The sequence below is a fragment of the Allobosea sp. CS1GBMeth4 genome, assembly GCF_900185715.1.
Classification (GTDB): Bacteria; Pseudomonadota; Alphaproteobacteria; order Rhizobiales; family Beijerinckiaceae; genus Allobosea.
In genome coordinates this window covers 83481-107079 of record NZ_FYAS01000054.1, presented here as the reverse complement: position 1 = coordinate 107079, position 23599 = coordinate 83481, and the positions used below count along the sequence as shown (strand labels likewise).

The following is a 23599-nucleotide window of genomic DNA, read 5'->3' as shown; positions in this document are numbered from 1 at the left end:
CGCTCCGGCCGGCTCGCCGAGCGCTCGGGCTTGGCCTCGCGGCCGCGCCGCGAGCGCCCGTCGCGTCGTTCCTCGCCGCGCCGGCCACGCCGCTCTTCGCGCGGCTCGGCCGCCGGCAGGCTCTCGAGGCCCGGCCCTTCCCACGCGATGCTCTGCCCGGTCAGCTTCTCGATCGCGGCGACGAGCTTGTCGTCATGGCGCGTGACGATGGTGAAGGACGCGCCCTCGCGGCCGGCACGGCCGGTGCGGCCGATGCGGTGGACATAGTCCTCCGCATGGGTCGGGACGTCGAAATTGAAGACGTGGCTGACGGCGGGAATGTCGAGGCCGCGGGCCGCGACGTCGCTGGCGACGAGGATCGGATTCTCGCCGGAGCGGAAGGAATCGAGCGCCGCCATGCGCGCGTACTGGTCCATGTCGCCATGCAGGGCGACTGCGGGGAAGCCGTGCTTCTGCAAGGATTTGTGCAGCGTCGCGACATCGCGCTTGCGGTTGCAGAACACGATCGCGTTCTGCAGGTCCCTGGCGTCCTTGATCAGCCGGCGCAGCGTCTCGCGCTTCTCGTAATCCTGGCTGTGCGAGGCGATCAGGCGCTGCGTGATCGTCGCGGCGGCGGTCGCGGGCCGCGAGACCTCGATCCGCACGGGATTGTGCAGGAACTGCTCGCTGATCCGGGTGATCTCCGGCGGCATCGTCGCCGTAAAGAACAGGGTCTGCCGCGTGAAGGGGACGAGCTTGCAGACCCGCTCGATATCCGGGATGAAGCCCATGTCGAGCATGCGGTCGGCCTCGTCGATGACGAGCAGCTCGACGCCGGTGAGCAGCAGCTTGCCACGCTCGACATGGTCGAGCAGGCGGCCGGGCGTCGCGATCAGCACGTCGACGCCGCGCGTGATCTTGGCGTCCTGGTCGCCGAAGGAGACGCCGCCGATCAGCAGCGCGACCGAAAGCTTCTGGTTGACGCCGTAGCGGACGAAATTCTCTTCGACCTGGGCGGCGAGCTCGCGCGTCGGCTCGAGGATCAGCGTGCGTGGCATCCGGGCCCGGGCGCGCCCGCTTTCCAGGATCGTCAGCATCGGCAGGGTGAAGGCCGCGGTCTTGCCGGTGCCGGTCTGGGCGATGCCGAGCACGTCCTTGCGGGCGAGCACGTGGGGGATGGCCTGGGCCTGGATGGGAGTGGGCGTCGTGTAGCCGGCGGCGGAGACCGCCGCGAGAACCTTATCGCTCAGGCCGAGTTCGGCAAAAGACATCGATGGTTGCGCTTCTCAAGGGTCGGTGACACGTGGCGGGATGACCGATCGACCGCAACGGTGGCGCGACTTCACTTGCTTGCGCGCCTTCGGACGCCCGTGCAATGCAGAAAAAACAGGGCAAAGTCAACATTCTAGAGCCCGTTTCGATCGGCCTGCGGCACAGCGGGCCGGCGAGGCGGCTTCAGGACCTGACGCGGGCACGGATTCGTCGCGCGGCCCGTCCGTGCGGAGCGGGCCCCGGCAACAGCGAGGGTAATGACGAATGAGTGCGACGCAGACCAGCCGGCCCGAGCCGCTCGTCCTGATCCCGGGGCTGAACTGCACGCCCGCTCTCTACGCGCCGCAATGGCCCGCACTGGCGGCGGGACGGCTGATCCTCGTCGCCGAGAACAGCGCCGACGAGACGATCGGCGCCATGGCCGAGCGCCTGCTGGCGGCCGCGCCGGAACGCTTCGCGCTGTGCGGCCTCTCCATGGGAGGCTATGTCGCCTTCGAGGTGATGCGGCGGGCGCCGGAGCGGGTGACGCGCCTCGCGCTGCTCGACACCACCGCGAAGCCGCCGACGCCCGAGACGAACGCGCCGCGCGAGCAGATGATCGCCCTGGCGCAGAAGGGCGCCTTCGACAATGTCGTGACCGTGCTCTGGCAGAAGCTGGTCGCGCCGGATCGGCTGGCGGACGAGGCTCTGCGGCTCGCGGTGCGGGCGATGGCCGAGGCAGTCGGTCCCGCAGGCTTCATCCGCCAGCAGCGCGCCATCATGGGCCGCTCGGATGCGCGGCCGGTCCTCGCGACGATTGCCGTTCCGACCCTGGTCCTCGTCGGCGCGAAGGACGCGATCACGCCGCCCGAGGAAGCGCGCGAGATCGCCGCCGGGATCGGGCCGAGGGCGCGCTGTCTCGAGCTGCCGGGCTGCGGACATCTCTCTACGCTGGAGGCGCCCGACCTGGTGACGCGGGGATTGCTCGACTGGCTCGGCTGAGCCTCAGCGCTGGACCGCGCAGGGGTCGAGCTTCGTCTCGCTCGCCCGCCTGACGATCGAACCCGTCACGAGCGGATCGATCGCCTGGCCTTTGGCTGCGGCCTGGGCCAGCTGCCGCATCGTGTCGCGATCGAGCTGCGCCGTCTGGCTCGAGACGAAGTTGGCGGCGATGACGGAGAGGAAGGCGATCGCGGCGGCGGCCTTGGCGATGTCGGCGACGATGGTGCCGCGCTGGTTGCGCAGGAAGGCGACGACGAGGCGCATCGCTGCACTCCGGCTTGGGGACGAGGCGCCAGGCGCCGATCGGCGAATCTTGCTCCGGCGGCTGTAAAAACTTGGTTAGCGCAGCGTCACCGTTGCGGATCCACCGGGCAAGAGGCGCCCTCCAGCCTGCCGCGATGCTCGCGGAACAGCTTGCGCAGCGCCTCGAGCACCGCGCGGACGGCGGGCCGCTGACGGCCGCTTTCGTGCGAGACCAGGAAGATCTCGTCGGCGGTGTCGTCCGGCGGCTCGCCCAGCCGCGTCAGCGACGTGTCGGCATCGGCCAGGAAGCACGGCGCCATCGAGACCGCGCCCGACGAGCGGATGCTCTCATAGCGCGCCGCCGAATCGCCGACGCGCGCGGCGATCGGGCGCCCCCCGGCCCAGGCGAGAATGCGCTGCTCGATGCGTGACGAGACGTCCCGGCTGACGGAGATGATCGGCGCCGTCGCCGGGTCGACGTCGCGGCGGACATAGAAGGCCTGCGCCAGCCTGCCGATCTTCTGGCCGAAATAGCCGGCCCCGTCCGGCGGGCGGCGCATGCGGATCGCGATCTCGGCCTCGCCGCGGGCGAGATCGAGGCGCTCGCGCGTGCTGATGATGACGATCTCGATGCCGCCGGCCGCGGCCGAGAGCCGGGCTGCGTGCTGGGTCAGGAACAGGCTGATCGACGTCGTCGCGGTGATGCGCACCGGAGCATCGTCGCGGGCGCGGGCCGCGCTCGCCCGTGTCTCGAAGCGCGCGACCGATTCGGCGGCCGCGGCCGCATCCGCGGCGAGCGCGAGGCCGATCTCGGTCGGGATCAGCCGGTTGGCACCGCGGCGGAACAGCGACAGGCCAAGCCGGGCCTCGAAAGCCTTCAGGCGCCGCGCGACGGTCGTCTCGCTCAGCCCGAGCGCGGCCGCGGCCACGGCGAGTCCGCCGCTGGCGGCGACGGCGTGGAAGATCTCGAGATCGGCCCAGAGCGAGGTCTGGGCCGGGGCATCGCGTCGAGGTGCAGCGGCAGCAGGCTCGCCCATGCGCTCAGCGGCCAGAAGCGGGCGCATGGATGGCGCGGCGGGGCGTCATGGTCGGCATCGTGTGGGTCGGTCGGCATGCGCGCAGGATGCGCGACGGCCGGCGGCGAGGCAGCCCGGCGGGTGCGCGGGGGTGCCCGGCACGCAGGGCCGTCTCGCGGACCTCACAGGTCGATCAGCTCGCCTGCGAAGGCGGCCCGCTCCTGGATGAAGCTGAAGCGCGCCTCCGGCTTGTTGCCCATCAGCCGCTCGACCGTATCCGACGTCTCCTCCTTCGCCTCGTGGTCGACCATGACCTTGAGCAGGATCCGCTTCTTCGGATCCATCGTGGTTTCCTTGAGCTGGGCCGGCATCATCTCGCCCAGGCCCTTGAAGCGGCTCACTTCCGGCTTCTTGCCCTTGAACACGGTCTCCAGCAGTTCGTTCTTGTGGGCATCGTCGCGCGCATAGACGCTCTTGCCGCCATGCTGGAGCCGGTAGAGCGGCGGCACCGCCAGATAGAGATGGCCCTTCTCGATCAGCCGCGGCATCTGGCGCCAGAAGAAGGTCACCAGCAGCGAGGCGATATGGGCGCCGTCGACATCGGCGTCGGTCATCACGATGACCTTGTCGTAGCGCAGATCGTCCTCGCGGAACTGGCTGCCGATGCCGCAGCCCAGCGCCAGGATCAGGTCGGCGAGCTGCTGGTTCTGGTTGAGCTTGTCGCGCGTCGCATTGGCGACGTTGAGGATCTTGCCGCGCAGCGGCAGGATCGCCTGCGTCGCGCGGTCGCGCGCCTGCTTGGCCGAACCGCCGGCCGAATCGCCCTCGACGATGAAGATCTCGGACCCCGCCGCGCCGGCGGAACTGCAATCCGCCAATTTGCCGGGCAATCTCAGCTTGCGGGTCGCGGTCTTGCGCGAGACCTCCTTCTCGAGCCGGCGGCGCAGGCGCTCCTCGGCCCGGTCGACCGACCAGTCGAGCAGCCTCAGCGCCTGCTGCGGCGAGGCGGCGAGCCAGTGGTCGAAGGCGTCGCGCACCGCGTTCTCGACGATGCGGGCGGCTTCCAGCGTCGCCAGCTTGTCCTTGGTCTGGCCCTGGAATTCCGGCTCGCGGATGAAGACCGACAGCATGGCGGCGCAGGTCGCCATCACGTCGTCGGCCGTGACCTGCGCCATCCGCTTGCTCTGGCCGATGCGTTCGGCATGGTCGCGCAGGCCGCGCAGCAGGGCGATGCGCAAACCCTGCTCATGCGTGCCGCCTTCCGGGGTCGGGATGGTGTTGCAGTAGGAGGACGAGAACCCGTCCTCGCCGGTCGCGAGCCAGGCGATCGCCCATTCCAGCGAGCCGTGGCTGCCTTCCTTGCTGATCTTGCCGGCGAAGATCGGCTCGGCGACCAGATCCTTGCCCTCGATCTCCCGGGCGAGATAGTCGCGCAGGCCGCCGGGGAACTTGAAGACCGCCTCGGCCGCGACGTCCCCCGCCGGCTCGATCAGCGAGGCGGCGCAGCGCCAGCGGATCTCGACGCCGCCGAAGAGATAGGCCTTCGAGCGGGCCATGCGGAACAGGCGGGCCGGCGCGAAGCGCGCGCCTTCGCCGAAGATCTGGGCGTCGGGGTGGAAGCGCACCCGGGTGCCGCGCCGGTTGGGCGCGCGCCCGACCGTCTCCAGCGGCCCTTGCGGAACGCCGCGCGAGAAGGTCTGGCGGTAGAGCGTCTGGCCGCGCGCGACCTCGACCTCGAGCATGTCCGAGAGCGCGTTGACCACCGAGACGCCGACGCCGTGGAGGCCGCCCGAAGTCTCGTAGACCTTGGAGTCGAACTTTCCGCCGGCGTGCAGCGTGGTCATGATCACTTCGAGCGCCGACTTGCCCGGGAATTTCGGATGCGGGTCGACCGGGATGCCGCGGCCATTGTCGGTGACGGCGAGCGAGCCGTCGACGAACAGCTCGACATCGATGAAGCTGGCATGGCCGGCGACCGCCTCGTCCATGGCGTTGTCGATCACCTCCGCGAAGAGGTGATGCAGCGCACGCTCGTCGGTGCCGCCGATATACATGCCCGGCCGGCGCCGGACCGGCTCGAGCCCTTCGAGCACCTCGATCGCCGAGGCGTCGTAGCCCGCCTCGGACGGGGTGCCGGTGCGCTGTGTCGGGGCAGGGCGCGCGGCCGGCTTCGGCGCCGCGGCCGGCGCGCGCGGTTCCGCACGCGCATCCCTGCCGCCGTCATCGCCGAAGAGATCGTCCGTCATCGTCGCCGCGCTCGCTGATTCGTCTTGCCCGCAGGATATCTCATCGGCCGCTCGGCCGCTCGCCGGAGCCCTATAACCTGCCGCTCGCCCGCGATAAACCAGCCCGATGGCCGCCGGTGCCCGGACCCGACACGGGCTGTCGCCGAAGCCTCACTGGAAGGTGGCACAGCCGCGCATGGAACCTTGGCCGTCTTGCGCGGGTTCAGCAGCCGTTAACAGCGGCGGTTTCATCATCGCCTCGCGATTCGGGACTAGGCCCGGGCGCGCATTCGGCTAAGCTGGTCCAAAGGGGGGAAGGGTCACGTGGCGTCGCGTTCCGCAGTTCCGAAGATCCGCCTGGCCGGCCTGGAACGGGCCGCGCGCTTTGCCGGCGAATCCTTCGCCTATGAGGAGCTGGCGGGGGGCGGGCGGCAGGATGCCGAGACCGCGCAGCTGCGCCGGCTCTGGTGGATCGCCGCCATCGTCGCGGTGATCGGCCTGGCGGTCGTCGCGCTGCGCTGAGCCGCCGTCAGCGCTTCCTCAATCTTTGGCCGCTAGAAGAGCTCCCGCGGGAGGCTCGGGCATGCGCGTGGTCATCGTCAGCGATTTCGGTTCGGTCAATGGCGGCGCCGCCAAGGTCGCGATCGAAAGCGCACGCGGCCTGGCTGAAGCCGGCGTCGAGATCGTCTTCGCCTGTGCGATCGGGCCGGTCTCCGAGCGGCTGTCGCATCCGCGGATCAGCGTGGAGCGCTTTGCCGGCGAGGAGATCTGGCAGGTCGACAGCAGGCTCGCCGCGGCCCGGCAGGGCATCTGGAACGCGCCGGCGCATGACTTCCTGACCAGGCTGCTGGCGCGCCAGCCGCGGGCCGAGACGCTGGTGCACCTGCATCAATGGACCAAGGCGTTCAGCCCGGCGGCGATCGCGGCGGCCGGCGAGAGCGGGCTGCCGGTCGCCGTCACCATGCACGACTATTTCTCCTTCTGCCCGGTCGGCGGCTATTTCGACTTCAAGGCCAACGCGCCCTGCCGGCAGAAGCCGATGTCGGTCGGCTGCGTCTCGGCCAGCTGCGACCGCGCCTCCTATGTCCACAAGCTCGTGCGCGTCGCCCGCCAGTGGCGCTCCGACGAGGCCATGCGCAAGCTCCGGGCGCCGCTCTTCGTCCATGTCAGCGACTTCGCCCGCCGTTTCGCCGAGCCTTTCCTGCCGAAGCAGGCGCGGCATGTCGTGGTCGAGAACATGATGGAGGCGGAAAAGCGCTCGCCGGCCGAGGTGGCGAAGAACCGGCACGCGCTGTTCATCGGCCGCCTTACGCAGGAGAAGGGCGTGCTGCTGCTGGCGCAGGCGGCCCGGGAAGCGGATATCCCGCTCCGCCTGGTCGGCGATGGCGAGAAGGAGATCAAGTCCGCTATCGCGGCGCTCAATCCCAAAGCCGAGATCACTGGCTGGCGCGCTTCCGACGCGGTTATCGCCGAGCTGCGCGCTGCCCGCTGTCTGGTTGCGCCGTCGCTCTGGTACGAGACCGGCCCGCTGGTGGTGATGGAGGCGATGGCGCAAGGTGTGCCCTCGGTGCTCTCCGGTACGACAGGAGCGGCAGAGCGCATTCGGGATGGAATCGACGGGTTGTTGCTTCGAGGCATCGATGGTGATGCGCTGAAGACGTCACTCGTCGCGATGACTGACGATACATTCGCGGCGCGTCTCGGCCTGTCCTCCTATCGCGCCTACTGGAATGATCCACCGACGCTCGCGCGGCATGTCGAGGCCCTGTCGCGCAGCTATGGAACGCTCCTGGCCGCCGCCGCCTGAGCCTCAGATCAGAGGCCTGGTCGATCCGAGCAGATTGGCCGGGTAGGCGGGAGGCCTGTCGATAGGCTCGAGCCAGCATCGATGACCTCGGACGAGGCGGACGACCTCGCGCAATGCCGGCGGCGCCGATTGCGCTGTATGCTGCAGGACGTACAGCCGATCATAGCCGTAGCCGCGCAACCGCGCCCAGCTCTCGGCGCCCACCTCTGCGCTATTGCTCTCGAAGGCGATGACCGGTCGATGCCGCGTCAGGGTATCGGCCAGACCTTCGAACACGTGTGGTTCGAAGCCTTCTACATCGCATTTGACGAAGGTGATGGCAGCTTCGCCAAGATCAAGGGTGGCGATAAGGCCGTCACCGTGCCGCACCGGCAGGCGCCGTTCCCCCACGCCCTTGGCGAAGGTTCCGGTACCGTCATTGCCCTCCTCATGGAAGGCGAATGGCAGCTCGGTATCCTCGGTCCCCAGCCCGACATCGAGGACTCGGACTTTACGCAGGCGTTCAGCGTGAGATTGGCGCGAAGGACCGCGCTCATTTGCGGATTAGGCTCGAAGCACAGGACGGTCTTGAACAGCCGTGGCCAGATAACGGCATGGTTGCCGATATTGGCTCCGATATCGAGGCAGATGCCGTCGCCGAGGCGCACTTCGCGGATGAGCTTCGCGAGGAAATCGAGTTCCTCCCGCTCGTAGAGGCCGTTGGTCAGGACAGCGAGGCCGACATGCTCGTGCGGAATCACCGCCAGGCGGGGCGAGGAGCTGCGCAGCGCCGCCCACTGGCGGCGGACCAGAGCCTTGATGGCGAGATCCCTGATCCGAAGCACGGAGCGCATCACTTATCCCCGTCGCCTCTGGCGCCTTTAAGAATGAGAGCGGTCGCTTCGACCTTCCCCATGAGGAGCTCCAATGCCCGGATATCGCTCTTCGACGATGTTGTCGTAGCCGATCCCGCGACGCCGCCGCCAGCCGGCTTCACCAGCGCGACCATCGGCGCTGCGATCGATGCTGCGCGCGTCACCGGCAGGCCGCTGCTGCTCCGGCCCGGCAGCTATGACATCGCCAATGTTGACATTTCGACAACGACTGGTTCCGGTCGCGGCATCGAGATCTATTGTCCTGCCGGGACCGCCACGCTGTTCTTCTCCGGTGGCAATTACGGCCTGCGTATAGCCGGCCAGACCGGCATGACGTTCCGCAATCTCACCTTCGACGGTCAGAACCTCGATATCCCCGCCTACAACGCCCCGACCGTCATTACTGCAGCTGCCGGATTGGTGATCTTGGACAACGCCAGGGACGCGACCTTCCGCGATTGCACCTTCCGGAATACGGTGAAGACCGACGGCGAGCCTGGCGGCGCCTATAAGGCCGGCCTGCTCTGCGTCAACGACTCGCAGCCGGTCGTCGCCGACTGTGCCTTCGACAATGTCGACATCGCGATCTGGGCATTCAGCTCCGAGATTCTCGCCGACGGCTGCAGCATTACCGGTGCCAAGAACAACGGTATCGCCGTCTGGGGCACTGTGGGGAGCGGCGGCAACCTGTCCGTAATTCGTAACAATAGAATCAATTTCGTCACGAGCGACTATGGGACCGGTGCCAACGGAAATGGAATCGCCGTCACCTGGCCAATGATGTCTCCATCAAAGACAATATCATTATGAATTGCGATTTTTCGGCAATTCGAATCAACGGCGGATCGCGTTGCACCATCGCCGACAATACGTGCTGGAACATCCGGGAGGGCTGCCTGTACTACGAGGCTCCGGCCGCAGGGCAGAACGGCACGGGCGTTACGATCGTCAACAACAAGGTCGATACGGCCGGCGACGGCATCTATGTGACGAATTCCGGCTATTTCGGCGACGGCACGGCCCGTAGAGCTATCATCCAGGGAAACCAGATCAGCAATCTTTCCTCGAATGCTATTCCGGGCTCCGGCGGGATCGGGCCGTATTCGACCATGGCGATAGGCGTGACCGTTGAACAGGATTGCATCGTCACGGGCAATATCGTCGAAAGCGCCCTCGGCGGAATCAAGTTGGGCGTCGCGCAGGGCGCGCGAGACCTCGTCTGCGAGGGCAATCTGCTGCGGCAATGCGGCGTCGGCATCGCCTTCTCGGCCAACAGCTCCGCCGGCAAGATGGTGATCTCCGGCAATGTCATCACCGGCGCCGGCAGCAATGCCATCGTGTCAGCACCGACGATCGGGCTTGCGCCTCCGTTGGTGAGCTACAATGCCAACACCTTGTCGCAGACCGTCGGCTCCGCCTCGCAGATCCTGATTGCGCATAATCGCGCCTCCTAGCGCCGCCGCAGCGTCCGACAAAAAACCGGGGCGTCGCCGCCCCGGTTCGCAAGGTGGACTGCGGATCGCCGCAGTCGGGAGGAAATCGCCTGCCGAGCTTCGAGCATGCTCTGCCCTTGGACGATTCCGTCCAAAGGCAGCGCGATCGAGGGCTCAGTAGGAGTAGTACATCGCGAACTCGACCGGGTGCGGCGTCATCTCGAAACGGGCCACGTCCTGCATCTTGAGCTCGATGTAGCTCTCGATGAAGTCGTCGTTGAAGACGCCGCCGGCCTTGAGGAAGGCGTTGTCCTTCTTCAGCGCGTCGAGCGCCTCGCGCAGCGAGCCGCACACCGTCGGGATCTTCTTCAGCTCGCGCGGCGGCAGGTCGTACAGATCCTTGTCCATCGCCGGGCCCGGATCGATCTTGTTCACGATGCCGTCGAGGCCGGCCATCAGCAGCGCGGCGAAGGCGAGATAGGGGTTCGCCATCGGATCCGGGAAGCGGACCTCGACGCGCTTGGCCTTCGGCGAGGTCGTCCACGGGATGCGGCACGACGCCGAGCGGTTGCGGGCCGAGTAGGCCAGCAGCACCGGAGCCTCATAGCCCGGGACCAGGCGCTTGTAGGAATTGGTCGACGGGTTGGTGAAAGCGTTCAGCGCCTTGGCGTGCTTGATGATGCCGCCGATGTACCAGAGGCACTCCTGCGACAGGTCGGCGTACTTGTTGCCGGCGAAGAGCGGCTTGCCGTTCTTCCAGATCGACTGGTGGACGTGCATGCCCGAGCCGTTGTCGCCATAGACCGGCTTCGGCATGAAGGTCGCGGTCTTGCCGTAGCTCTGGGCGACGTTGTGGATGGCGTATTTGTAGACCTGCATCTGGTCGGCCATCAGCGTCAGCGAGTCGAACTTCATGCCGAGCTCGTGCTGGGCCGAGGCGACCTCGTGATGGTGCTTCTCGACCTTGACGCCCATCGCGGCCATGGCTGCCAGCATCTCGCCGCGCATGTCCTGCGCCGAGTCCTGCGGCGGAACCGGGAAGTAGCCGCCCTTGATCGCGATGCGGTGGCCGAGATTGCCGCCTTCGTACTCGGTCTGGCCGTTGATGGGCAGCTCGACATTGTCCAGCTTGAAGCCGGTGTTGTACGGATCGGCCGAGAACTTCACGTCGTCGAAGACGAAGAATTCGGCTTCCGGACCGACATAGATGGCGTCGCCGATGCCGGTCGACTTGAGATAGGCCTCGGCCTTCTTGGCCATGCCGCGCGGGTCGCGGCCATAGGGTTCGCCGGTGGCGGGCTCGAGCACGTCGCAGGTGATGACCATGGTCGAGGCCGAGAAGAACGGGTCGATGCAGGCCGTCGCCGGATCGGGCATCAGCAGCATGTCGGACTCGTTGATCGCCTTCCAGCCGGCGATCGAGGAGCCGTCGAACATCGTGCCTTCGGCGAAGATCTCTTCGTCGATCATCGAGACGTCGAAGGTGACGTGCTGCCACTTGCCGCGCGGATCGGTGAAGCGGAAGTCGACATACTTGACGTCATTGTCCTTGATCGCCTTCAGGACCTCTTTGGCGTTCTTCATCTCTCGACTTCCTTTATCGACTTAAGGGTCTCACAACTGACGCTGCCCGCGGGGCCTTCAGATCCGCCGGCGCGCGCATTCCTTGGGTGTTGGGATTAATCCTCAGATCGCGTCCGCGCCGGACTCGCCGGTGCGGATGCGGATCGCCCCCTCCACGCTCGATACAAAAATCTTGCCATCGCCGATGCGGCCGGTCTGTGCGGCCTTCTTGATCGCCTCGATGGCGCGCTCGACCATGTCGTCGGCCAGAACGATCTCGATCTTCACCTTGGGCAGGAAGTCGACCACGTATTCCGCGCCGCGATAGAGCTCCGTATGGCCCTTCTGGCGGCCGAATCCCTTCGCCTCGAGCACGGTGATGCCCTGGAGGCCGACCTCCTGCAGCGCCTCTTTCACCTCGTCGAGCTTGAAGGGCTTGATGATCGCTTCGATCTTCTTCATGCGCCGACCGACCTCCTTGGCGTGAGCTTGCACCGCTGTCCGCAGCCTGACACCGTTCTCACCATGTCGGCCAGCCCGGATCAACCTCGGCGCGTCCAGCAAAACCTCGCCTGTCCTGCTCATAGCATCGGCGCAGGCGGGCCGCCATGATGGTCCCGGGGGCAAACCGCCTCTTCAAGCGGCGCAAAACCGTCCAAAAAACATGCATGTGCACATAAATTGGTCAATCATGGGCGTCGAGGGCGTCCTTGCCCGGATTCGCGCGCTGGCTGACAATATCGGTCGATGACGGAAGAGACCCGCACTGATCTCGCCTTGCTCAGCGTCGCCGAGATGGCGGCGGCGGATGCGTTCGCGATCGCCTCCGGCACGCCCGGCATCGCCTTGATGGAGCAGGCGGGCAGGGCGGTCGCCGACGCGGTGACGCGGCGGGCCCGCCCCGGCCAGCGCGTGCTCGTGCTGTGCGGCCCGGGCAACAATGGCGGCGACGGCTTCGTCGCCGGGCGTATCCTGGCCGAGCGCGGCTGTCATGTCGCGCTCGCGCTGGCGGGCGCCCGCGCCGCGCTGTCGGGAGACGCCGCGCTGGCGGCGGCGCGATGGACCGGCCCGATTGCCGCGATCACGGACGTGGATCCGGCCCAGCACGATCTCGTCGTCGACGCCCTCTTCGGCGCCGGCCTTGGCCGGCCGATCGCCGGCGACATCGCCGCCCTGGTCGAGCGCGTCAATGCCTCTGCCCGGCCAGTCGTCGCCGTCGACGTTCCAAGCGGCGTCCACGGCGACACCGGCCTCGTCGACGGCCCCGCCGTCAGGGCCGACGAGACAGTGACCTTCTTCCGGTTGAAGCCCGGCCATCTGCTGCATCCCGGCCGGGCGCTCTGCGGCGTCGTCACCCTGGCCGATATCGGCATCCGGCCCGACATCGCCTTCGGCGTCGGCAGGATCGCACCGTCGGTCTTCCGCAATGATCCCGCCCTGTGGCGGTCCGCGCGGCCGGACCACGCCCCGAACGTCCACAAATACGGCCGCGGTGCGGTTGCCGTTGCGGCCGGCGGGCTCGCCGGCGTCGGGGCGCCGCGGCTCGGGGCGCGGGCGGCGCTGCGCATCGGAGCCGGGCTGGCGACGATCATCTGCCGGCCCGAGGCCTTGGCGGCGCATGCGGCGCGCGGGCCCGATGCGCTGATGCAGATGGCAGCCGCGGACGCCGGCGCCTTCGCGGCAGCGCTGTCGGCGCGCAAGATCGGTGCGCTGCTGATCGGGCCGGCGCTCGGTCTCGACGCCGAGGCGCGCTCATGGGTGGCGGCGGCGGTGGACGGCGACTGGCCCTGCGTCTTCGACGCCGATGCGCTGACGCATATCGCCGCGGATCGGGCCGTACTCGCCGGCCGGCTCGGCCCACGGGCCGGCCCCGCGGTGCTGACGCCTCATGAAGGCGAATTCAGCCGTCTCGTCGCCGGCCTCGCCGGGTACGAGGCGGAGCGGGGCAAGCTCGCGCGGGCCAGGCAGGCGGCGCAGCTGACCGGAGCGGTCGTCGTCCTGAAAGGGCCGGACACCGTCATCGCCGCTCCGGACGGGCGGGCCGCGGTCAACGCGACCGGATCGCCCGCCCTGGCCACAGCCGGCGCGGGCGACGTGCTCGGCGGGATGGTCGCGGGGCTGCTGGCACAGGGGACGCCTGCGTTCGAGGCGGCCTGCGCCGCCGTCTGGCTGCATGGCCGCGCCGGCGAACGGCTCGGCCTCGGCCTGATCGCCGACGACCTCCCGGAGGCACTCCCCGGGCTGCTGGCCGCGTTCGACCGCTGAGGCCGCAGGTATGGAGAAGCCCGCCCCCGAGGGGCGGGCCTGTGATGATCCTCGCGGCCGGGATCAGCGGGCGGCATAGGTCACGGCCGGAGCGGCGGTAAGCTGTTCCTTGGTCATCGTGATCTTGCCGTGGTCCGGATACATCTCGGCGCCACGCTTCGCCGCCGGCGCGTTCATCGCGGTGCTGCCGCCGGCACTCGTGCCGCTGGCGCTGCTGCCGGCGGCTCCGGTGCCACCGGACGGAGCCGGGGCCGCCGCGGCCATCGGCTCCTCGCTCCACTGCACCTGCTCGAACGGGATCGCCACATCCTTGGAGCCGATGCCGAGGAAGCCGCCGACGCCGACGGTGACGAGCTCGATCTTGCCGGTCTTGTCGAACACGACCTCGGTGACGTCACCGACCTTCTTGTTGTCGGGGCCGTAGATGTCGACGCCCATCAGCTTGGAAGCCCGCCACTTGCCCTGCCCGGCGAGGTTGTTCTCGGGGGCCTTGGCAGTCTCGGCCGCAGGCGCCGGCGCGGCGGGCGCGCTCGTCGAGGGCGAAGTCGGCTGCGGGCTCGGCGGCTGGTTCGAAGGCGAGCTGGTCTGCGCAACGGCAGCGGCGGCAAGCATGACGCCGCCAATCGCCGTCAGTGCAACGTGACGCTTGTACATCGGTGTCCTCCTGTCGTTTCCGCATCTGCGGAATGAGGGAACAACGCGGTAACCGGGTTTTGGTTCGGACCGGAGCCATGCGCGCGGCGCCTGACCGGGAGGCGCGCTGCGGGGCGATGGCGCGGATTAGAGGTTCGGTAAGGGCTGCGGGCGCTTGCTTGCGCGCGACGGTCACGATCCGGAGCCGACAGCGATGCACAGGACCCTCGCGCTCACCGGGCTCGCCATGCTCGGCATGGCGGCCGCGGCCGCGCCGGCAGCGGCGTTCTGGCCGCGCTCGCAATGGCTCGCCTGCTCCGAAGCGGCGACGCATGCCGACTATCAGCGCTGGCGTTGCTGGGAACTCGACGGCTATGCCGGAGCGATCGCGCCGCCTCCCGAATTCCGGCAGGGTCCGGGACCAGGCTCGCCCGCTCCCCGCGCGCCGCGGCGGAGCGTCAGCCGGCTGGGCTGAGCGGGGAAGATCTGGTGAGCGGGGAGGGGATCGAACCCTCGACCACATGATTAAAAGTCACGTGCTCTACCACTGAGCTACCCGCCCTCACTGGCGCGCTGACATAGGCAGAGCGCGCGCATCGGTCAACATTGTTCCGGCGGCCGCATCGTGGCAGAAGCCGCGCCGATGGCGAACGAAATCATGGCTGGGGCGGATACGGTCGGCGCGGCGCGGCGCTGGCGCGGCTGGAGCGGGGCGTTCCTGGTCGCCGCCGCGGCGTTGACGGCGCTTCTGTTCGGCTTCATCGCCGTGCTCGACCCCTACGGCGTGCGCGTCGAGGCCGGCCGGCCGGCGCGGCCGCTGATGGATCTCAACCAGCGCTTCATGTACCCGCAGATCGTCAGGTCCGGCGCCTTCGATTCGGCGGTGTTCGGCACCTCGACCCTGCGCCTGCTCGATCCCGCCATCCTGTCGCGCGGCCTGTCCGCCCGCTTCGCCAATCTCGGCATGAACGCGGCGACGCCCTGGGAGCAGGCGCAGCTCGCCGGCCTGTTCGCGCGCCGGGTCGCGGCACCGCGTTTCGTGATCTGGGGGGTCGACCAGACCTGGTGCGAGGCCGATGCCACCGACGCGGCACGCCGGCTCACGCCGCGGCCCTTTCCGCCCTGGCTCTACGACGACGACGCCTGGAACGATTGGCCGGGGCAGCTCAACGTCACCACGCTGGAGATCGCGCTGCGGCTCGCCGCCCACCGGCTCGGCCTGCAGCCGCAGCGCCTGCGCGGCGACGGCTACGAGGTCTTCACCCCGCCCGAGGCGACCTATGACCTCGCCCGCGCCCGCTTCCACCTCTACCGCGGCCATGGCGGCCACGCGCCGGAGCTGGCGCCGCTGACGCCGCCGGTCCCGGTCGGGGCCGCCGAGCGGGCCGCCTGGCGTTTTCCCGCCCTGGCCTGGCTGGAGCAGGGGCTCGCAGCCTTTCCGGCCGGAACGCGGCGCCTCGTCGTGCTGCCGCCGGTCCATGCCGGAGCCCTGCCGCGCGAAGGGAGCGCCGCCTGGCAGCGCCTCGAGGCCTGCAAGGCGCAGATCGCGGCGATCGCCGCGCGCCGGCAGGCGATCGTCGCCGACTATGCCCATGCCTCGCCGCTCACCCGCGAGGATGCGAACTACTGGGACCCGGCGCATTACCGCCTGCCGATCGCACGCCGGATCGAGGCCGATCTGATCGCGCTCGGCCGCGGCGAGCCGGCTCCGGCCGACCCCGCTCTGACCGTGCTCGCGCCGCATCGTTAACGGCGCGTCAACCAAGCGATTCTAGCGTGGCGGCATGGTCATCCGTCGCGGCCTCCGCTCCATCTTCGTCACGCTCGCGCTCTACCTCGTGTCGAGCGCCGTCGTCGGCTATTTCCTGTTCCACGCCCAGCATGGCGCCCGTGGACTGGAGGCGCTCGGCGGGCTCCGCGAGAAGTTCGGCGAGATCGAGGCCGAGCTCGCGGCCCTGACCAGCGAGCGCCAGGACTGGGAGAAGCGTCTCGGCCTGATGCGCGACGAGGCGGTCGACCGCGATCTGCTCGAGGAAAGGGCTCGCGCCATGCTCGGCCGGGTCCATCGCAACGATGTCGTCGTGATGGGTCGGTAAGCCGGCTTTCCAGGTCGGATTGGTCGCAAAAAGATCGATCAACCGAAAAGCAGTTAAAAGACATTAGCTCAGTTAAATCAGCAACTTAATTCATGTTGCACTGCGAGATGCCGCTCTCGCCAAGGCCTGGGGCTTCCTCTACAACCAAAGCAGTAGAGCTTGGGAGGACCCGTACATGGCCATTGCCGCGCGGAAGACGAAAGCAGGAACACCTGCGAAGGCAGCCGGAAAGGCGCCGAGGACGGCGGCGAAGGGGGCTGCGAAGGGCGCGGCCAAGGCGATCCCGAACGTTCCGACCTTCACCAGGGAGGAGGAGCTCCACGCCTATCGCGAAATGCTGCTGATCCGCCGCTTCGAGGAGAAGGCCGGCCAGATGTACGGCATGGGCCTGATCGGCGGCTTCTGCCATCTCTATATCGGCCAGGAAGCCGTGGTCGTCGGCATGCAGATGGCCTCGAAGGACGGCGACCAGGTCATCACCGGCTATCGCGACCACGGCCACATGCTCGCCTGCGGCATGGAATCGCGCGGCGTGATGGCGGAGCTCACCGGGCGCCGCGGCGGCTACTCGCACGGCAAGGGCGGCTCGATGCACATGTTCAGCCGCGAGAAGAACTTCTATGGCGGCCACGGCATCGTCGGCGCGCAGGTCTCGCTCGGCGCCGGCCTCGGCTTCGCCAACTGGTACCGCCAGGACGGGCGCGTCGCGCTGGCCTATTTCGGCGACGGCGCCGCCAATCAGGGCCAGGTCTACGAGAGCTTCAACATGGCCCAGCTCTGGAAGCTGCCGGTCGTGTTCGTGATCGAGAACAACCGCTACGCCATGGGCACCTCGGTCAACCGCGCCTCGGCCCAGACCGACTTCTCCAAGCGCGGCGTCTCCTTCGGCATCCCGGGCGAGCAGGTCGACGGCATGGATGTCCGCGCCGTGCGCGAGGCCGCGAGCCGCGCCATCGAGCATGCCCGCACCGGCAAGGGCCCGTACATCCTCGAGATGCAGACCTACCGCTACCGCGGCCATTCCATGTCCGACCCGGCGAAGTACCGCTCGAAGGACGAGGTCCAGCGCATGCGCGAGGAGCACGACCCGATCGAGCAGGTCCGCGCCCGCCTGACCCGCGAGCACAAGCTCGGCGAGGACGAGCTCAAGGCGATCGACGCCAAGGTCCGCGAGATCGTCAACGACGCCGCCGAATTCGCGACGCACGATCCCGAGCCAGATCCGTCCGAGCTCTACACCGACATCCTGCTGGAGCCGGCGCAGGCCTGAAGCGCCGCGCCAAGCCTCCTTTCCCCGACATCGAGGCCCTCGCGGCCGCTCCAGAACTCCCGGGTGCGTTCATGCCGATCGACATTCTGATGCCCGCCCTGTCGCCGACCATGGAACAGGGCAAGCTCGCCAAATGGCTGAAAGCCGAGGGCGACGCGATCAAGGCCGGCGACATCATCGCCGAGATCGAGACCGACAAGGCGACCATGGAGGTCGAGGCGGTCGACGAGGGCGTGCTCGCCAAGATCCTGGTCGCCGACGGCACCGAGAACGTCGCGGTCAACACGCCGATCGCGGTGATCGCCGCCGATGGCGAGGATATCTCCGCCGCGGCGAGCGGCGGCGGCAAGGCGCAAACGGCGCCGCAGGCAGCCGAATCCGCCCCGCCGGCGGCGGTCGGCGAGGCGCCCAGGGCCGCCCCCGCTCCGAAGGCGGAATCGGCCGCCGCCGCGCCGCCGCAGCCCAAGGCCTACGACGCCTCCTCTGAGTTTCCGGCCGGCGCCGAGATCGTCTCGATGACGGTGCGCGAGGCGCTTCGCGACGCCATGGCCGAGGAGATGCGCCGCGATGCCGACGTCTTCGTCATGGGCGAGGAGGTCGCGGAGTACCAGGGCGCCTACAAGGTGACGCAGGGCCTGCTGCAGGAGTTCGGAGCGCGCCGCGTGATCGACACCCCGATCACCGAGCACGGCTTCGCCGGCGTCGGCGTCGGTGCGGCGCTGACCGGCCTCAAGCCGATCGTCGAGTTCATGACCTTCAACTTCGCCATGCAGGCGATCGACCAGATCATCAACTCGGCGGCGAAGACGCTCTACATGTCCGGCGGCCAGATGGGCTGCCCGATCGTCTTCCGCGGCCCGAACGGCGCGGCCGCCCGCGTCGCCGCCCAGCACAGCCACGACTATGCCGCCTGGTACTCGAACGTCCCGGGCCTCAAGGTGGTGATGCCCTACAGCGCCTCCGACGCCAAGGGCCTGCTCAAGAGCGCGATCCGCGACCCGAACCCGGTGATCTTCCTCGAGAACGAGATTCTCTACGGCCGCTCCTTCGACGTGCCGAAGGGCGACGACTTCACCATTCCGATCGGCAAGGCCAAGGTCGTTCGGCCCGGTAGCGACGTCACCATCGTCTCCTTCGGCATCGGCATGACCTATGCGCTCGGCGCCGCCGAGGCGCTCGCCAAGGAGGGCATCGAGGCCGAGGTCATCGACCTCAGAACCATCCGGCCGATGGACATCGAGACCGTGGTCGCCTCGGTCCAGAAGACCAATCGCTGCGTCGCGGTCGAGGAGGGCTTCCCGCAATCGGGCGTCACCGCCGAGATCGGCATGAGGATCATGGAGGCGGCGTTCGACTGGCTCGACGCCCCCGTCGCGCGCGTCACCGGCAAGGACGTGCCGATGCCCTACGCCGCCAACCTCGAGAAGCTGGCGCTGCCCAATATCGGCGAGGTCGTCGCGGCGGCCAAGGCCGTCTGCTACCGCTGAGAGAGGGCCGACCGATGCCGACCAACATCCTGATGCCCGCGCTCTCTCCGACGATGGAGAAGGGCAATCTCGCCAAGTGGCTGAAGAAGGAAGGCGACACGATCAAGTCCGGCGACATCATCGCCGAGATCGAGACCGACAAGGCGACGATGGAGGTCGAGGCGGTCGACGAGGGCATCCTCGCCAGGATCGTGGTGCCGGAGGGCACGGCCGATGTCGCGGTCAACGAGGTGATCGGCGTCATCGCCGGCGAGGGCGAGGACGCCAAGAGCGTCTCGGCGCCGAGCGCCGCCCCGGCCAAGAGCGAGCCTGCCCCGAAAGCGGCGGAGCCTGCTCCCGCCGCCCCGGCTGCTCCGGCCGCTCCGGCTCCGGCGGCGCAGGCTGCGACGCCCGCTTCCGGCGACCGCCCCTTCGCCTCGCCGCTGGCACGCCGCCTCGCCAAGGAGGCCGGCATCGATCTCGGCAGGGTCCAGGGCTCCGGACCGCATGGCCGCATCGTCGAGAAGGACATCGAGGCTGCGAAGCAGGGTGGTGGAGCGGCCAAGGCCGCGCCGGCCCCGGCAGCCGGCGCGCCCGCCGCGCCGAAGCCGGCCGCCGCGCCACTGGCTGCCGGCCCTTCGGACGAGCAGGTCAAGAAGCTGTTCGCGCCGGACTCCTATGAGGAGATCCCGCATGACGGCATGCGCAAGACGATCGCGCGCCGCCTGACCGAGGCCAAGCAGACCATCCCGCATTTCTACCTCACGCTCGACTGCGAGCTCGATGCGCTCTTGAAGCTGCGGGCCGAGCTCAACGCCGCGGCGCCGGAAAAGGACGGCAAGCCGGCCTACAAGCTCTCGGTCAACGACATGGTGATCAAGGCGCTGGCTCTGGCGCTCAGGGCGGTGCCGGACGCCAACGTCTCCTGGACCGACGGCGCGATGCTGAAGCACAAGCATGCCGATGTCGGCGTCGCCGTCTCGATCCCGGGCGGTCTCATCACCCCGATCGTGCGCGACGCCTGCCACAAGACGCTGTCGCAGATCTCCAACGAGATGAAGGACTTCGCGGCGCGCGCCAAGGCGCGCAAGCTGAAGCCCGAGGAGTATCAGGGCGGCACCACGGCGGTCTCGAACCTCGGCATGTTCGGCGTCAAGGATTTCGCCGCGGTGATCAACCCGCCTCATGCGACGATCCTGGCGGTCGGCGCCGGCGAGCAGCGCGCGGTCGTCAAGAACGGCCAGCTCGGGGTCGCGACCGTGATGTCGGTGACGCTCTCGACCGACCACCGCGCCGTCGACGGCGCGCTCGGCGCCGAGCTGCTCCAGGCCTTCAAGGGCTATATCGAGAAGCCGATGGCGATGCTGGTCTAGCTCGCCGAGGGCGGGCCGGCACGGCGCGGGCGAGGCGTGAGCGCATGAGCGAGCGACAGGCGACATCGCGAGCCGTCATCGAGCGGCAGGCCGGCCCCCGGCAATGGCGCGAGGCTGGCGCGATCATGGCGGCAGCTCTCGCCCTCGGGCTCGCGGGCTGCGTCTCGTCGCCGGAGCAGGCCCGGATTGCGGCGACTCCGTCAGCCGATCATCCGCCCGTCATCGCGTTCGGGCCGGGCACCTCGGGCCAGTTCCGGCGCGCGCGCAGCCCGTTCGCAGCGCGGCCGGTCCTGAGCCAGGCCGAGTACATGGCGCGCAACGCCGCCCCCCGTGGCGCCTCCCTGCCGGGTGCGGCCGCCGATCCGGAGGTCGTGGCCGCCTTTTTCGGCGACCGGACCGTCCTGACCCACAGTCCCCGGCACGGCACGCAGATCGAGTACATCGCCGCCAATGGCGACAGCTTCCTCTGGTATCCCGGCAACGAGGCCATCCTGCGCGGCTCCTTCGCCGTGCTCTGGGAGAACGCCTCCGCCGAGATCGACGATCCGCAGGACGGGCGCTATCGCGGCCAGGTCAAGCTCAGCTATGTCTGCTTCCGCTATGGCGCGAACAGCGCCGACCCGGCCTCCGCGCGTCGCGGCGGTTTCACGTGCGGCTCCTATGCGCGGCAGCGCGAGACCGTGAAGGAGACCCGCAAGGGCGACGTCTTCGGCCTGGCGACGCGCTCTTCCGCGCCGTTCCCGCTCGGACGCGAAGCACAGACCATCGCCGCACTCCAGAAACGTGTGGGAGCCTCACGATGACACGCCAGGCCCGCATCCTCGCCTTCGGCGATTCACTGACCTGGGGCCGTATCGCCAACCGGCCCGACCGGCATGGCGACGATGTGCGCTGGCCGCGCGTGCTGGAGAAGGCGCTCGGCGGCTACGCCACGGTGATCGAGGAGGGGCTGAACGGCCGGCGGATCGCGCTGGAGGACCCGTTGCGGCCCTATCGCTCCGGCATATCGCTGCTGCCGCTGTTCATCGAGTGCCACGCGCCGCTCGACCTCGTCATCCTGATGCTCGGCACCAATGACTGCCAGCGCCAGCACTCGCTCAGCGCCTACGACGTCGCCCGCTCGATGCGGATGCTGGCGCAGGTGGCGCAGCGTCCGCCGGTCGAGCCCGGCATGCCGGTGCCTGAGGTGCTGATCGTCGCGCCGCCGGTCGCGCGCAGGCCGGACGATCCGGAGCACGAAGCCAATTTCTTCATGGAGGGCGCCCCCGAGAAGATGGCGCTGCTGGCGACCTATTATCGCCGCATCGCCGACGAGATCGGCGTCGGCTTTTTCGATGCGGCGGCGGTTGCGACGGTGAGCGGCGAGGACGGCATCCATCTCGATGCCGAGAATACCCGCGCCATCGGCCTCGCGCTGGCGCCGGTCGTCGACGGCCTGCTCGGCCTGCCGCTGCCGACGCGCGGCCCGGCGCTGCGGATCAGCGGACCGTGAACGGAACCCAAACGGGGCCTTGCCCCGCAACACCAACCCCTCACCACGAGCGGCAGGGGCGGAGCGCTAGCCATGGCTGACTACGACATCATCATCATCGGCTCCGGCCCCGGCGGCTATGTCGCGGCGATCCGGGCGGCCCAGCTCGGCTTCAGGACCGCGATCGTCGAGCGCGAGCACCTCGCCGGCATCTGCTCGAACTGGGGCTGCATCCCGACCAAGGCGCTGCTGCGCTCGGCCGAGATCCTGCACTACGGCCAGCACGCCAAGGATTACGGGCTGACGCTGGAAGGCTCGTTCAAGGCCGATTTGGACGCGGTGGTGAAGCGCTCGCGCGGCATCGCGGTCAGGATGAACAACGGCGTCCAGTTCCTGATGAAGAAGAACAAGGTCGACGTGATCTGGGGCGAGGCCAGGTTGACCAAGGCCAACACCATCGTCGTCGCACCGACCGGGAAGCCGGCGATGCAGCCGCAGGGGCCGATCCCGAAGGGCGCCAAGGGCGAGGGCACCTATACGGCCGACCACATCATCGTCGCGACCGGCGCCCGCCCGCGCGTCCTGCCGGGGCTGGAGCCGGACGGCAAGCTGATCTGGACCTATTTCGAGGCGCTGGTGCCGCCAGCCATGCCGAAATCGCTGGTGGTGATGGGCTCGGGCGCGATCGGCATCGAGTTCGCCTCCTTCTACCGCACGCTCGGCGCCGAGGTCACGGTGGTCGAGGTGATGCCTCAGGTCGTTCCCGTCGAGGATGCCGAGATCGGCGCCTTCGCGCGCAAGGCCTTCGAGAAGCAGGGCATCAAGATCCTGACCTCGACCAAGGTCACCAAGGTCGAGAAGGGGCCCAACTCGATCACCGCCCATGTCGAGGACGACAAGGGCAACAAGCAGACGATTCAGGCGGAGCGGATGATCTCGGCCGTCGGCGTCGTTGCCAATGTCGAGAATCTCGGCCTGGAGGCGCTCGGCGTGAAGCTCGATCGCGGCGTGATCGCGATCGACGGGCTCTGCCGCACCAATGTGAAGGGCATCTACGCGATCGGCGACGTCGCCGGCCCGCCGATGCTGGCCCACAAGGCCGAGCACGAGGGGGTGATCTGCGTCGAGGCGATCAAGGGGCTGCATCCGCACCCGATGGACAAGACCATGATCCCGGGCTGCACCTATTGCCACCCGCAGATCGCCAGCGTCGGCCTGACCGAGGCCAGGGCGAAGGAGGCCGGCCACCAGCTCAAGGTCGGCCGCTTCAACTTCGTCGCCAACGGCAAGGCGGTGGCGCTCGGCGAGGACAGCGGCATGGTCAAGACGATCTTCGACGCCAAGACCGGCAAGCTCCTCGGCGCGCACATGGTCGGTCCGGAAGTGACCGAACTGATCCAGGGCTTCGTCGTCGCGATGAACCTCGAGACCACCGAGGAAGAGCTGATGCACACCATCTTCCCGCATCCGACCCTGTCGGAGACGATGAAGGAGGCCGTGCTCGACGCCTATGGCAAGGTGCTGAACGCCTGAGCCCTTCCGTCATTGCGAGCGCAGCGAAGCAATCCAGAGCGTAGGGTTCCGCCGTGCCTGGATTGCTTCGTCGCTGCGCTCCTCGCAATGACGGGAAAGCGCGACATCGTTCACACCCG

At 68.5% G+C, this 23599-nt stretch carries 23 protein-coding genes and 1 tRNA gene; 16 read left to right on the top strand and 8 right to left on the bottom strand.

The genetic code is table 11. From position 1 onward, the window contains the following. Positions 1-1250, bottom strand: a 1250-nt coding sequence (locus CS1GBM4_RS23720; protein WP_186421228.1) for a DEAD/DEAH box helicase, incomplete at its 3' end; no start/stop codon positions are given. Between the two features lie 265 nt (positions 1251-1515). Here CS1GBM4_RS23720 and CS1GBM4_RS23715 point away from each other — a divergent pair. Then, positions 1516-2232 carry an alpha/beta fold hydrolase gene (locus CS1GBM4_RS23715; RefSeq protein WP_186421227.1) on the top strand — a complete coding sequence of 239 codons (717 nt, stop codon included), beginning with the start codon at positions 1516-1518 and terminating at the stop codon, positions 2230-2232. Positions 2233-2235: 3 nt separating this feature from the next. Here CS1GBM4_RS23715 and CS1GBM4_RS23710 read toward each other — a convergent pair whose 3' ends face one another. The 3 genes from CS1GBM4_RS23710 to parE all read right to left on the bottom strand — a co-directional run bounded on the left by CS1GBM4_RS23710 (position 2236) and on the right by parE (position 5737). Further along, entirely contained in the window at positions 2236-2496 is a 261-nt protein-coding gene (locus CS1GBM4_RS23710; protein ID WP_186421226.1) for a hypothetical protein, read from the bottom strand. Between the two features lie 86 nt (positions 2497-2582). After that, positions 2583-3539 (bottom strand): LysR family transcriptional regulator, encoded by a 957-nt coding sequence (locus CS1GBM4_RS23705; protein ID WP_186421225.1) that lies wholly within the window; start codon positions 3537-3539, stop codon positions 2583-2585. Positions 3540-3673: 134 nt separating this feature from the next. Then, positions 3674-5737 (bottom strand): DNA topoisomerase IV subunit B, encoded by a 2064-nt coding sequence (parE, locus tag CS1GBM4_RS23700; protein WP_186421224.1) that lies wholly within the window; start codon positions 5735-5737, stop codon positions 3674-3676. Between the two features lie 303 nt (positions 5738-6040). On the opposite strand from parE, the gene CS1GBM4_RS23695 reads away from it, so the two are divergent. The 5 genes from CS1GBM4_RS23695 (at position 6041) to CS1GBM4_RS23670 (ending at position 9831) form a co-directional block, all read left to right on the top strand. Then, on the top strand, positions 6041-6238 hold the full coding sequence (locus CS1GBM4_RS23695; protein ID WP_186421223.1) for a hypothetical protein: 198 nt from the start codon (positions 6041-6043) through the stop codon (positions 6236-6238). 61 nt (positions 6239-6299) lie between these two features. After that, positions 6300-7523 carry a glycosyltransferase family 4 protein gene (locus CS1GBM4_RS23690; RefSeq protein ID WP_186421222.1) on the top strand — a complete coding sequence of 408 codons (1224 nt, stop codon included), beginning with the start codon at positions 6300-6302 and terminating at the stop codon, positions 7521-7523. A gap of 81 nt (positions 7524-7604) precedes the next feature. Continuing rightward, the gene (locus CS1GBM4_RS24715; RefSeq protein WP_244607379.1) at positions 7605-8216 is read left to right on the top strand and encodes a hypothetical protein; all 612 of its coding nucleotides are present in this window, start codon (positions 7605-7607) and stop codon (positions 8214-8216) included. After that, the gene (locus tag CS1GBM4_RS23675) at positions 8117-9187 is read left to right on the top strand and encodes a right-handed parallel beta-helix repeat-containing protein (RefSeq protein WP_244607378.1); all 1071 of its coding nucleotides are present in this window, start codon (positions 8117-8119) and stop codon (positions 9185-9187) included. The genes CS1GBM4_RS24715 and CS1GBM4_RS23675 overlap by 100 nt, the downstream gene beginning before the upstream one ends. Continuing rightward, the gene (locus CS1GBM4_RS23670) at positions 9184-9831 is read left to right on the top strand and encodes a right-handed parallel beta-helix repeat-containing protein (RefSeq protein ID WP_186421218.1); all 648 of its coding nucleotides are present in this window, start codon (positions 9184-9186) and stop codon (positions 9829-9831) included. The genes CS1GBM4_RS23675 and CS1GBM4_RS23670 overlap by 4 nt, the downstream gene beginning before the upstream one ends. Before the next feature lie 153 nt (positions 9832-9984). Here the strand turns inward: CS1GBM4_RS23670 and glnA are convergent, their stop codons facing one another. Both glnA and CS1GBM4_RS23660 read right to left on the bottom strand, forming a co-directional pair. Further along, positions 9985-11394, bottom strand: coding sequence for a type I glutamate--ammonia ligase (gene glnA, locus CS1GBM4_RS23665; protein ID WP_186421217.1), 1410 nt, complete (start codon positions 11392-11394; stop codon positions 9985-9987). Positions 11395-11496: 102 nt separating this feature from the next. Further along, positions 11497-11835 carry a P-II family nitrogen regulator gene (locus tag CS1GBM4_RS23660; protein ID WP_057192756.1) on the bottom strand — a complete coding sequence of 113 codons (339 nt, stop codon included), beginning with the start codon at positions 11833-11835 and terminating at the stop codon, positions 11497-11499. A gap of 285 nt (positions 11836-12120) precedes the next feature. Here CS1GBM4_RS23660 and CS1GBM4_RS23655 point away from each other — a divergent pair, with 285 nt between their 5' ends. Beyond that, positions 12121-13638, top strand: a complete 1518-nt coding sequence (locus CS1GBM4_RS23655) for an NAD(P)H-hydrate dehydratase (RefSeq protein WP_244607377.1) — start codon at positions 12121-12123, stop codon at positions 13636-13638. A 63-nt stretch (positions 13639-13701) separates the two neighbouring features. Here CS1GBM4_RS23655 and CS1GBM4_RS23650 read toward each other — a convergent pair whose 3' ends face one another. Further along, a complete protein-coding gene (locus CS1GBM4_RS23650; RefSeq protein WP_186421216.1) occupies positions 13702-14292 on the bottom strand; it encodes a PRC-barrel domain-containing protein in 591 nt (196 codons plus the stop codon). A gap of 193 nt (positions 14293-14485) precedes the next feature. Here CS1GBM4_RS23650 and CS1GBM4_RS23645 point away from each other — a divergent pair, with 193 nt between their 5' ends. Beyond that, positions 14486-14746, top strand: coding sequence for a hypothetical protein (locus tag CS1GBM4_RS23645; protein ID WP_186421215.1), 261 nt, complete (start codon positions 14486-14488; stop codon positions 14744-14746). A gap of 12 nt (positions 14747-14758) precedes the next feature. Here the strand turns inward: CS1GBM4_RS23645 and CS1GBM4_RS23640 are convergent. Beyond that, positions 14759-14833: transfer RNA gene (locus CS1GBM4_RS23640), tRNA-Lys, on the bottom strand. An 81-nt stretch (positions 14834-14914) separates the two neighbouring features. Between CS1GBM4_RS23640 and CS1GBM4_RS23635 the strand changes: the two genes are divergently transcribed. The 8 genes from CS1GBM4_RS23635 to lpdA all read left to right on the top strand — a co-directional run bounded on the left by CS1GBM4_RS23635 (position 14915) and on the right by lpdA (position 23480). Beyond that, positions 14915-16021: a hypothetical protein gene (locus CS1GBM4_RS23635; protein WP_186421214.1), complete on the top strand. Its 1107-nt coding sequence runs from the start codon at positions 14915-14917 to the stop codon at positions 16019-16021. A 34-nt stretch (positions 16022-16055) separates the two neighbouring features. Further along, complete coding sequence (locus CS1GBM4_RS23630; RefSeq protein ID WP_186421213.1) at positions 16056-16367, top strand: septum formation initiator family protein; 312 nt, start codon at positions 16056-16058, stop codon at positions 16365-16367. Between the two features lie 175 nt (positions 16368-16542). Next, positions 16543-17637: a pyruvate dehydrogenase (acetyl-transferring) E1 component subunit alpha gene (gene pdhA, locus CS1GBM4_RS23625; protein WP_186421212.1), complete on the top strand. Its 1095-nt coding sequence runs from the start codon at positions 16543-16545 to the stop codon at positions 17635-17637. A 71-nt stretch (positions 17638-17708) separates the two neighbouring features. After that, positions 17709-19124: a pyruvate dehydrogenase complex E1 component subunit beta gene (locus tag CS1GBM4_RS23620; protein ID WP_186421211.1), complete on the top strand. Its 1416-nt coding sequence runs from the start codon at positions 17709-17711 to the stop codon at positions 19122-19124. Between the two features lie 14 nt (positions 19125-19138). Further along, positions 19139-20476 carry a pyruvate dehydrogenase complex dihydrolipoamide acetyltransferase gene (locus CS1GBM4_RS23615; protein ID WP_186421210.1) on the top strand — a complete coding sequence of 446 codons (1338 nt, stop codon included), beginning with the start codon at positions 19139-19141 and terminating at the stop codon, positions 20474-20476. Between the two features lie 44 nt (positions 20477-20520). Further along, positions 20521-21279, top strand: coding sequence for a hypothetical protein (locus CS1GBM4_RS23610; protein ID WP_186421209.1), 759 nt, complete (start codon positions 20521-20523; stop codon positions 21277-21279). After that, complete coding sequence (locus CS1GBM4_RS23605) at positions 21276-21968, top strand: SGNH/GDSL hydrolase family protein (RefSeq protein WP_186421208.1); 693 nt, start codon at positions 21276-21278, stop codon at positions 21966-21968. The genes CS1GBM4_RS23610 and CS1GBM4_RS23605 overlap by 4 nt, the downstream gene beginning before the upstream one ends. Positions 21969-22040: 72 nt before the next feature. Beyond that, positions 22041-23480, top strand: coding sequence for a dihydrolipoyl dehydrogenase (lpdA, locus tag CS1GBM4_RS23600; protein WP_186421207.1), 1440 nt, complete (start codon positions 22041-22043; stop codon positions 23478-23480). Positions 23481-23599: the final 119 nt, after the last annotated feature.

What these genes read in the sequence shown, in the direction of transcription:
- CS1GBM4_RS23715 (WP_186421227.1), top strand. Translation starts at nt 1,516, where the DNA reads ATGAGTGCGACGCAGACCAGCCGGCCCGAGCCGCTCGTCCTGATCCCG.
- CS1GBM4_RS23710 (WP_186421226.1), bottom strand. Translation starts at nt 2,496, where the DNA reads ATGCGCCTCGTCGTCGCCTTCCTGCGCAACCAGCGCGGCACCATCGTC.
- CS1GBM4_RS23705 (WP_186421225.1), bottom strand. Translation starts at nt 3,539, where the DNA reads ATGCGCCCGCTTCTGGCCGCTGAGCGCATGGGCGAGCCTGCTGCCGCT.
- parE (WP_186421224.1), bottom strand. Translation starts at nt 5,737, where the DNA reads ATGACGGACGATCTCTTCGGCGATGACGGCGGCAGGGATGCGCGTGCG.
- CS1GBM4_RS23690 (WP_186421222.1), top strand. Translation starts at nt 6,300, where the DNA reads ATGCGCGTGGTCATCGTCAGCGATTTCGGTTCGGTCAATGGCGGCGCC.
- CS1GBM4_RS24715 (WP_244607379.1), top strand. Translation starts at nt 7,605, where the DNA reads ATGACCTCGGACGAGGCGGACGACCTCGCGCAATGCCGGCGGCGCCGA.
- CS1GBM4_RS23675 (WP_244607378.1), top strand. Translation starts at nt 8,117, where the DNA reads ATGGTTGCCGATATTGGCTCCGATATCGAGGCAGATGCCGTCGCCGAG.
- CS1GBM4_RS23670 (WP_186421218.1), top strand. Translation starts at nt 9,184, where the DNA reads ATGAATTGCGATTTTTCGGCAATTCGAATCAACGGCGGATCGCGTTGC.
- glnA (WP_186421217.1), bottom strand. Translation starts at nt 11,394, where the DNA reads ATGAAGAACGCCAAAGAGGTCCTGAAGGCGATCAAGGACAATGACGTC.
- CS1GBM4_RS23660 (WP_057192756.1), bottom strand. Translation starts at nt 11,835, where the DNA reads ATGAAGAAGATCGAAGCGATCATCAAGCCCTTCAAGCTCGACGAGGTG.
- CS1GBM4_RS23655 (WP_244607377.1), top strand. Translation starts at nt 12,121, where the DNA reads ATGACGGAAGAGACCCGCACTGATCTCGCCTTGCTCAGCGTCGCCGAG.
- CS1GBM4_RS23650 (WP_186421216.1), bottom strand. Translation starts at nt 14,292, where the DNA reads ATGTACAAGCGTCACGTTGCACTGACGGCGATTGGCGGCGTCATGCTT.
- CS1GBM4_RS23645 (WP_186421215.1), top strand. Translation starts at nt 14,486, where the DNA reads ATGCACAGGACCCTCGCGCTCACCGGGCTCGCCATGCTCGGCATGGCG.
- CS1GBM4_RS23635 (WP_186421214.1), top strand. Translation starts at nt 14,915, where the DNA reads ATGGCGAACGAAATCATGGCTGGGGCGGATACGGTCGGCGCGGCGCGG.
- CS1GBM4_RS23630 (WP_186421213.1), top strand. Translation starts at nt 16,056, where the DNA reads ATGGTCATCCGTCGCGGCCTCCGCTCCATCTTCGTCACGCTCGCGCTC.
- pdhA (WP_186421212.1), top strand. Translation starts at nt 16,543, where the DNA reads ATGGCCATTGCCGCGCGGAAGACGAAAGCAGGAACACCTGCGAAGGCA.
- CS1GBM4_RS23620 (WP_186421211.1), top strand. Translation starts at nt 17,709, where the DNA reads ATGCCGATCGACATTCTGATGCCCGCCCTGTCGCCGACCATGGAACAG.
- CS1GBM4_RS23615 (WP_186421210.1), top strand. Translation starts at nt 19,139, where the DNA reads ATGCCGACCAACATCCTGATGCCCGCGCTCTCTCCGACGATGGAGAAG.
- CS1GBM4_RS23610 (WP_186421209.1), top strand. Translation starts at nt 20,521, where the DNA reads ATGAGCGAGCGACAGGCGACATCGCGAGCCGTCATCGAGCGGCAGGCC.
- CS1GBM4_RS23605 (WP_186421208.1), top strand. Translation starts at nt 21,276, where the DNA reads ATGACACGCCAGGCCCGCATCCTCGCCTTCGGCGATTCACTGACCTGG.
- lpdA (WP_186421207.1), top strand. Translation starts at nt 22,041, where the DNA reads ATGGCTGACTACGACATCATCATCATCGGCTCCGGCCCCGGCGGCTAT.